Source organism: Pseudomonas sp. SIMBA_041 (genome assembly GCF_046535095.1).
Lineage (GTDB): Bacteria > Pseudomonadota > Gammaproteobacteria > Pseudomonadales > Pseudomonadaceae > Aquipseudomonas > Aquipseudomonas mucoides.
Window position 1 is genome coordinate 1 of record NZ_JAWRXJ010000158.1, and the last position, 298, is coordinate 298.

The following is a 298-nucleotide window of genomic DNA, read 5'->3' on the forward strand; positions in this document are numbered from 1 at the left end:
GCCTTCGCGCCGGCGCGAGACCCGCTACCGGATCATCCAGGGCATGGTGCGTGACTTCCCCAACCAGGCCGCCATCGCCTACACCCCCGCCGACCTGCGCCGCATTGCCTCGGAAGGCAAGGTGGCGGTGGTGATCAGCCTGCTCAACGCCTACGCCATGGGCGACGACCTGGACCAGCTGGACCAGTGGGCCGCACGGGGCATGCGCCTGTTCGGCTTCAGCTATGTGGGCAACAACGACTGGGCCGACTCGTCGCGCCCGCTGCCCTTCTTCAATGACACCCGGGACGCCCTCGGC

1 protein-coding gene is annotated in these 298 nt (G+C 68.8%); it reads left to right on the forward strand.

What is annotated here, in order from left to right; translation table 11 throughout:
- Nucleotides 1-298, forward strand: a 298-nt coding sequence (locus SB725_RS30665) for a membrane dipeptidase (RefSeq protein ID WP_410923118.1), incomplete at both ends; no start/stop codon positions are given.